Source organism: Peribacillus sp. 05N428, from assembly GCF_056397085.1.
In genome coordinates this window covers 1-8,476 of the sequence record NZ_JBFTMS010000077.1, presented here as the reverse complement: position 1 = coordinate 8,476, position 8,476 = coordinate 1, and the positions used below count along the sequence as shown (strand labels likewise).

At 38.1% G+C, this 8,476-nt stretch carries 8 protein-coding genes; 2 read left to right on the top strand and 6 right to left on the bottom strand.

The genetic code is table 11. The features are described from left to right. Nucleotides 1-275 precede the first annotated feature (275 nt). Entirely contained in the window at nucleotides 276-1,238 is a 963-nt protein-coding gene (locus tag AC1DIV_RS29145) for a proline dehydrogenase family protein (protein ID WP_477577903.1), read from the top strand. 308 nt (nucleotides 1,239-1,546) lie between these two features. Here AC1DIV_RS29145 and AC1DIV_RS29140 read toward each other — a convergent pair whose 3' ends face one another. The 6 genes from AC1DIV_RS29140 to AC1DIV_RS29115 all read right to left on the bottom strand — a co-directional run bounded on the left by AC1DIV_RS29140 (nucleotide 1,547) and on the right by AC1DIV_RS29115 (nucleotide 6,697). After that, a complete protein-coding gene (locus tag AC1DIV_RS29140) occupies nucleotides 1,547-1,855 on the bottom strand; it encodes an ArsR/SmtB family transcription factor (protein ID WP_054400615.1) in 309 nt (102 codons plus the stop codon). Nucleotides 1,856-2,019: 164 nt separating this feature from the next. Then, the gene (locus AC1DIV_RS29135; RefSeq protein ID WP_477577902.1) at nucleotides 2,020-2,970 is read right to left on the bottom strand and encodes an LLM class oxidoreductase; all 951 of its coding nucleotides are present in this window, start codon (nucleotides 2,968-2,970) and stop codon (nucleotides 2,020-2,022) included. A gap of 97 nt (nucleotides 2,971-3,067) precedes the next feature. Further along, nucleotides 3,068-3,937, bottom strand: a complete 870-nt coding sequence (locus AC1DIV_RS29130) for an N-acyl homoserine lactonase family protein (protein ID WP_054399506.1) — start codon at nucleotides 3,935-3,937, stop codon at nucleotides 3,068-3,070. Between the two features lie 33 nt (nucleotides 3,938-3,970). Then, nucleotides 3,971-4,486 carry a hypothetical protein gene (locus tag AC1DIV_RS29125; RefSeq protein WP_477577901.1) on the bottom strand — a complete coding sequence of 172 codons (516 nt, stop codon included), beginning with the start codon at nucleotides 4,484-4,486 and terminating at the stop codon, nucleotides 3,971-3,973. Between the two features lie 86 nt (nucleotides 4,487-4,572). Continuing rightward, nucleotides 4,573-5,454: a DMT family transporter gene (locus AC1DIV_RS29120; protein ID WP_477577900.1), complete on the bottom strand. Its 882-nt coding sequence runs from the start codon at nucleotides 5,452-5,454 to the stop codon at nucleotides 4,573-4,575. A gap of 592 nt (nucleotides 5,455-6,046) precedes the next feature. Continuing rightward, nucleotides 6,047-6,697, bottom strand: a complete 651-nt coding sequence (locus AC1DIV_RS29115) for a TetR/AcrR family transcriptional regulator (RefSeq protein WP_289351087.1) — start codon at nucleotides 6,695-6,697, stop codon at nucleotides 6,047-6,049. Between the two features lie 291 nt (nucleotides 6,698-6,988). Here AC1DIV_RS29115 and AC1DIV_RS29110 point away from each other — a divergent pair, with 291 nt between their 5' ends. After that, nucleotides 6,989-7,840 (top strand): SDR family NAD(P)-dependent oxidoreductase, encoded by an 852-nt coding sequence (locus AC1DIV_RS29110; RefSeq protein ID WP_096341033.1) that lies wholly within the window; start codon nucleotides 6,989-6,991, stop codon nucleotides 7,838-7,840. The last annotated feature ends 636 nt before the right edge of the window (nucleotides 7,841-8,476 follow it).

Here is an 8,476-nt window from a genome sequence, read left to right as displayed (position 1 = left end):
TCCTTAAGATCCACCAAAAAAAGTTCAGCCTGGTTGTATTGTTATTTTCCATTATTGTCAAGGGGTTAATGGGTTAGACTCTATTTTGAGTTTAGATTTTCGTAGTAGATGGTGGCGGCGAGGAGCGCCGCCATAGGAGTTTCTTATGGGGCCAGGTAGTGTATACGGACTTTACGGTAACACATATCATGATCTAGTAAAATGGTATACTATATAAAGAAATCAGAATTTTCACAAACGAATCTAAACTATCCATAAAAAAGGGCGTGATATAAATGTATAACGAAGCAGAACAGCGTGTTTCAAAAGCATTGAAATCGATCGCACGAAACGAAGATATCAAAGAATACATACAAAACTCTAAGGAACTTTTCCCTCTCTTTATGAAAGCTGCAACAAGATTTGTCTCAGGCCATACACGGGCAGAGGGATTGGCACATATTTCCATGCTTGCTCAAATGGGTTATCAAGTATCTATCGAGTATCTTGGTGAAAACACACGATCCGAAAATGAATGTATCTCAGCAAAGAATGAATTTCTCTCACTGATTAACGAGATTGGCGCTAAAGAAATGAAATCAACCATTTCTTTCGATCTTTCACATATAGGTATGTCGATCTCAGATGCTCTTGTAACTAAACACTTGAAAGAAATCGCACTACAAGCTCAACAATACGATATCCAGCTCATGATTAGCATGGAGGAGTCAGAAAAGACCGATCAGATCCTTAACATATATAAAAAACTGTCACCGATGTATGCGAATCTCGGCATAACATTACAAGTACACTTACTCCGTTCCCAATTTGACCTGCAAGAATTACTGGAATTTCAAGGGAAAATTCGCTTAGTAAAAGGTGCTTATCAAGAAAAAGAAGGTACGTATATCCCACGATCTGTAGAACTAGATAAGCGTTACGTAGATTTTGTTATGGCTTGTGTGGCAAGAAACCATCCTCTGTCGATAGCAACACATGATGAAAAGCTTGTCGCAGCACTTAAAGAAAATGGACTGATAGCCAATCCATATACTGAAGTAGAAATGTTAGATGGTGTTCGTCCAGATTTACTTAAATCACTGAGAGATGAGAATTTCCAGACGAAGGTGTACGTCACATATGGAACGGAATGGTACTTGTATCTTGCACATCGCATTGCAGAGCATCCACCAAATCTGTATACGTTTGTGTCTGATATGATTGAGTCAAAAAACCTACAGACCTCCCTTTATGAATAAAGAAGACTATGGATATTTTAAAGGCAGAATGATTGAGCTCTGCCTTTTTTTATTTCTCAGTTTGTTTCAACTCTACATAAGTCTTAATGAACTAACAGGTGCGTTAGCTGAAGATCGGAGCTGTCTTTAAGGCAGCTTTTTTCTTATGGAACTAACAGGGCAGGTTAGTTGTATAAAAATTAAATGTTATTTTTGCCATTTGATATTATTGGGATTATAACCTTTGGTTATTTCGTTAAATAACGATATGTACTAGCAAAAAAAAGAGAGTAAAACTGAAATCACTTATAGGGATTTCAGTTTTACTCCTATACATCATGCTCAATCATCTCTTTAAGTTGATGAAAAGCTTCTTCATTCCTTTTATAATATGTCCATCTCCCGTGACGTTTCGCTGTCACAAGTCCTGCTCGAAGGAGAACGGTAAGATGCTGAGAAGCCGTTGATTGTGTAACATTTAATTTTTTATGGAACTGTGTTACACACACACCTGCTTGTTGTAAATCACTCACTTCCTCGGGTTGAGGCGAAAAATGTTTCTCTGGCTCTTTTAACCATTCTAATATTTGCAACCTTGTATCGTTACCCAATGCTTTAAAAATTTCAACTGGTTTCATACCATTCATTATATCGTCCTTTCACGAAATGTCAAATCAATAAAATACATTTATTATTAACTCTGTACTTTTCTTATATAACACCATAATAACCATTAGTATAAAGTGTAAAAGGTTAAAAAATTCTGTTATGCTTTTGGTAAATTCCTTATAGTTTAGGCAGATTACATTATTAATGAAGAGAAAAAGGGAACCACTTCTTCTCCTAACTCTTGAATAACTTCGGAAGCTGGTCTTTTCGAATTTTTAAGAACAATAATAATATGGTTTACTCCAGTAAGTTTTAAATGTTCGATATATTCAATAAGCGTATTACGCCCAATACGAAATCCTAAATGTATAGGAGTAGGCGGTTGGTTAGGGTCCTCAGTTAAGTCAACGTACAAAGATTGAACGAATGGTTTAAATTCATTCGTTGAGGAACGCCATGTCTGTATCCGATCTAATTGTTGATTCACGTTTCTAGGGTAATAAATCCACCCATCACCATGTTCTGCAATCCATTCAACTGATTGAGAAGAGTGTCCAGTTACTAGCAAAGGAATATTATTAGATGTAGGTTTAGGAAGCAAATCTCCTTCAGCCATATGAACCCTTGGTGAATCAATATGAGGAAACTGTTCACCCCAAACTTTTCTCATAGTCATGACAGACTCTTGAAAACGGTCTGCTTTTTCAAGGGGGTCTACTTTAAATGCTGGAAATTCAATGGGTCTATCGCCCGTTGCTATGCCAAGCACAAGGCGCTCTCCTGATAGCTTATCAACGGAAGCAGCTGCTTTTGCAACGTGTAAAGGGTGTCGTAATGTCAGTAATATACTTGATGTGCCTAACGCTATCTTCTCTGTATGAGCTGCTAAATAACCCAGAAAAACAAATGGATCATATATTTGTCCTACATCTCCAAACCAGGGATCACGTAAAGGAACATCTCTAACGAATAAGGAGGCGAATTTAAAATTCTCTGCCTTTTTAGCCAAACTCATCTGTTCTGCTATATCCATTTTTGGAATATCACCTTTATAAGATTCTAGTGGAAATAAAAGACCAAGTGTTAATTCATTTTCCTTAAACATTTGAGTATAACCACGGTGATTTTCAAATTGATTACTCATAGACTATTGTATCAACTCCAATATAAAAGAATGAAATTAGAACCATGGAATATTCGTCAGTTTTATTACTCCCATGGTTCTAACTGTTTGTATTAAGTTATTTTACTTTCGATACCTCATCATCTGCCAAATCAACTTCTACAACAAATAGATCTTTGTCTGTTATGCGAGAAGGAAATCTTTCCGTGATACCTTGCTCGTGAATTGGAATGACACGTTTTGCATCTCGTCCTACCAACTTTAGCATTTTATCTAAGCTAAATATCATTTCTGTTTGACTTCCAGTAGCTAATCCAACAGGTAGAAGAATACCGTCTTGGTTTTTCCCTTCAATATTTTCAAATTGATAAGCATTATCTCCAGCAAGGACCCAACTATCTTCCTCTGAACCACCTTGTTTTACTCGAACGAACTGAGAACCGTAAGTGTGTGTATCAAATGCAGCAAATAGATCTATTCCTGGTAGAAATTCCTCAACATCACCATCTAAAAGTCTCATGCGTCCTTCTTTAGCAAGTTGTACTCCACGCAGGATATCTGAAGGATCAATACCAGACATCAAGTATTGGAATTGATGTGGAAGTGACATGGCCCATATAAATTTAGACAACTCTTTTTCTTGCATATAAAAAGTTGCATTTGGGAAATCTTCTACGTTACCAAAATGATCAAAATGAGCATGAGTGATAATAACTGTATCAATATCTTCAGGCTTTAAGCCAACTTCTTTTAGAACCACTGAAGGACTCTGCCAATCGACTACGTTAAATTTATCTCCAAGAACCTTTCCATAATCCTTATGGTTATACCCTACATCAACCATAATATTATGACCGTTACCTTTTATAACCACATAACTGTAAGGTAGTTTTACATAACCTTCATTATGTGCCCCATAAACTACACCACTTTTATGATATTTCATTACACGAGAGTACTCTAATACCCAGATAGAATAATTTTTCATTTTTGTTTAAACTCCTTTAAATGTTATTGTTGGTTAATGTGCACCACAGAAACAACTTGTTTCTAGAGAGATCATCCCCAATCCCATTGAGAAAGTGGACGATTTTTTTAAATATGAATTTGCTAAGTCTAAAGCACGCTGAATCTCTTCTAATTGACGTTCATTCATAAAATAAATATCTTCAGCTAAAGAATACTTAGCAAAAATCCTATTTAGGGCCTGAACACTATACATCAAATGGTCAAAGTGTATTTTTAGTCCAAGAGGAACTACTACGTCTTTAATTCGTTTAGTAGTCTCAACTAATGACTCTTTGGCCGTTGATACGGTTAAACTTACATCTTGTTTAACTCCAAGTTGCATAAGAAGTAAGCTTCCACTTAGTGCTTGAACCACGCGTTTAACGACATCAAAATCCTTTTGTAGGGAAGCAAAGTAAATGGCTGACTTCTCTTTATCAACTAGTTGAATCATTTTATGGTTAATATCTAAAGAATGGCCTTCGACCATCTTTTGATAAAGACTTTCTACATCAGTTTCAATTTTCATTGTTTCACCTCCTTTCAAGGGTTTAACAATATGCAGTTAAAATACAAGCTCGCCTGCATAGAAGTCGACTATCTCTTATACTTTGTTTAGTTAGATGGTTTAACACGAAAACTTCCCGATAAATATAAGCCTAAAAGCACGACGATTGTTCCAATCACTGCATACCCTGTAATCGGTTCTCCCAATAACATTGCGCCAAGAATATATCCAGCGACAGGATTCAAAAGCAACCAATTGTTCGCTTTGATGGCGTCTTTTTTCAGTAAATAAAACCAAAGATTCACATTGAAAATCGAAAGAGCAAAGACGGACCAAAGTAAGTAGCCGATAAAATGAATATCTATGGTGATGGGCTCACCAGACTCTAAAATGAGCGTTGGGATAAGTAAAATTACTCCTCCAATGATTACCTGCCACGTGTTAACCACTATGGTTGGTAACTGTAAATTCGCTTTTTTGTAAATAAGACTACCCACAGCCATAGCAATCATCGCGAAAGTGATTAATAAGATACCACCTATCGTCGAATGACTACCTGCAAATGATGGATAAGTAGCTACGAATAGTCCAATAAATGATACAACCATCCCACCCCATTCTCTAAGGCGAATGGATTGCCCCATAAATATCATGGCCAGCAGGGCAAAAAGAAATGGATTTATTGGTATAAAAAGATTGAATATTCCAGATGATACAGTTCGAAGAGACAACAAACCGAACCCTAGAAATATCGAGGTGTTTAATAAACCCAGCCAAAATAAAATCTTAAATTCTTTTTTATTGGGCATAGCATATTTGCCCTTTTTAAATCCATAAAGATAGAGAAGCAGTAAGAGCCCTGCAATAATAAACCGAATGGTTGATAGTGTTAATGGTGGGGCTGAATGAAGACCAAATTTCATTACCACAGCTCCCGAAGCATATAAAACAGTAAATAATATACCTACAAGTAAATCCTTGAATTTCATTAGTTCACACTCTTCCTCTCTTTAACCTATATATTTGAATTTGGGTATACATCCACACAATACATCGTTATATAGTTAATTAACGATGGATAAGGTTAAAAAAATATATACATTTTTATATATCGTTATATTGTTAATTAACGATATATAATTTTAAAAAAATAAACCATTTTATAATATCGTAATTATCGATATTTAATGTTACTGAATTTCCTTTTGATACTGGGAAACCATTATGTTTCTTCGGCTTCGTGATTTAATTATATCGTGAAATGACGATATGTCAATTCTTTTTTCTTTTATCTAATTTTTATTAAAAGCCAGATTGTGAAAAAGTGTACTTAAACTACCGGGTGCGTTAGTTCATTAAGGAACATAAAAATGTTCAATCTTTTTTATAAAAGAATAATCAATTAAATAGTATAAGGGCATGTTTTGATTAATCTTTTTCAAAACATGCCCTTTCTATTTATTCATTTATCAAGGTTGCTTGTATTAAAAAAATACCCTCGTGTTGTTTTGAAATAAAGTTGCGACGTTTTAAAAATTAAAGAAAAGACACCATAAGATGCTTTTTTCCTCTCCAGAAGCCTCAACTCGAAAATAACGAACCGACAACCAAAGACAACGTTTGCTTGTAAACGGCATGTGCGGACTGCACATCTCCAAAATGTCCGCACATGTAAAGATGGATAACACCGTGGAGCGACGCCCAGAAGATACGGACGACGGTTTCCGTGTCATACGGACCGGTAATCAGTCCCTGCTCTTGCGCATTACCAATTACCGTCAACAATTGCTGCATAGCTGTTACGGTGCCGTGTATGCTCTCCTCGTCTGGTTTGAAATCCGCGAAGGCTCCTCCGAACATCAGTTTGTAATAACCGGAGTAACGCTGTCCGAATTGCCAGAAGGTTTCTCCTAAATTAAACAGTTGCTGCATCGGATCGTCAGCGCGCGGCGTTCCCTCGAATTCTTTGGCAAGAAGCTTGCAGCCGTCGAGATAAAGCTGCTGAGCCAGTCCATCTTTATTAACAAACAGGTTGTATATGATTTTGGTAGAGCAATTCATCTTCTGCGCAACTTTACGCACCGTCACAGCTTCAGGACCCTCATCGTACAAAATCGTTGCAGCAGCATCGACGACGAGTTTTCGAAGATTTTCAATATTTTTCAAGCGAGCCTCCTGATACGTTTCCAACTTTTGCGTATTTGCATCGAAGGAATTATTTTGGTCTGTCATCGCTATCACCCTCAATTAATACATTTTTGATAAGAAACAATGTTTCCAGCTCTTAACAGGAATTTTAATATAATTGTCGGACCGTTGTCAATGTTGCGAGGGATGCCAAAAACCAATGATTCAAAAAACGATGTTGACTTTCTTAAAAAGCTTAGTTACAATGATTTCAATTGGAAACAGTGTTACCGGGACGCATCACAATTCTTGACTCTTATGAGAGTCAGGAATTATTTTTAAGGACAAAGTAACACTGTTTCCTAATTATAAAAAAGTAGATAGGAGAGTTGCACAATGAACATAAAAGGAAATTGGGCGCTTGTCACGGGAGCTTCATCCGGCATCGGAGAGCAATTCGCCCGACAATTGGCCAAAGAGGGTGGCGACCTTGTACTCGTAGCCCGATCGAAAAACAAGCTGGAGAACTTGGCATCGGAGCTTAGAAAGAAGCACGGCGTCAAGGTCGAGGTGATTCCTACCGATCTTGGCAAAGAGGGCGCGCCTGGCGAGTTATATCGGCAATGTCAACTTCTTAATTTAGAGATCGAACTGCTGGTCAACAACGCAGGCTTTGCCACGCACGGTTTGTTTGAACAAATATCAGGCGTGCGCCAGCATGAGGAAGTCATGCTCAATGTTGCCGCTGTTGTAGATATGACGCACTTGTTCTTGCCGGATATGTTGTGTAGAAACTCCGGGGCCGTTATCAATGTCGCATCGACCGCCGGATTTCAGCCCCTTCCCTATATGGCCGTATACGGAGCAACGAAAGCCTTCGTCTTGTCGTTTACCCAAGCCTTGTGGTGGGAGAACCGCAACAGTGGCGTCCAATTTTTCACGCTTTGTCCCGGAGCGACGGACACCGGCTTCTTCAACGTTGTAGGCGCGGAAGAAGCCGCCGTCGGTAAGAAAGACACACCGGAGCGAGTCGTGGAAGTTGCGCTTCGGGCATTGAAGGACGGGAAGCTGTATGTCGTTCCGGGTACACAGAATTATATAGGTACGCAGATCGGACGATTCATGACGAGGAAACAGGGACTTCGTCTCGTTGGCGGCATGCTTCGTCCACGCGACGGCTCCGCCAATAAGAAGAAGCCGGCCGGTCCGTCCGATCTTGCAGGATGGATGATCCAGGAGGCGCACTGATGGCTAATTCGGCAAATATTTCAGCTAATGATTCTGTCCATCAACCCATCCGGGACCGAACAGGTGCTGACCGATCATATGGACGGCAAGCACGCCGGTGAAGCACAAGCTTGTTTCAGAGATCAGCCCGGCCGGGAAAGTCATGGAAAGCTGGCACATTCAATTCGAGAAGGCAGAATAAACTTTAGATACACTGAAATTGATTAAAATTTTTAATAAAAATCAAATTGAAATATTCTGGATAGGAATCTATTTTGATCAATCTTTTTTCAAAATAGATTCTTTTTATTTATCGTAAAATGTGGGTTTGCGAGATATTTTTGATTAAACTTTATTTAAAAGCTACACCTCGAAAGAGGGTGGGTTTGATTGAATTACTAGTAGGATTAAGAGGCGGAAGTACATGGAGTAACCAATTGTACTAACGGGGCAGGTTAGTCGAATTATATGTTATGATGGAAAAAAATAGATTTTTCGGGGGGGGGTAAAAATGGTTACATGCTATTTGAAATATGTTATTGACCCATATAAATTAAATGAGTTCGAGGAATACGGTAAGATGTGGATTCGATTAGTTAATAAATTAGGCGGTACACATCAGGGTTATTTCCTTCCACATGAGGGTGCTAATAATAT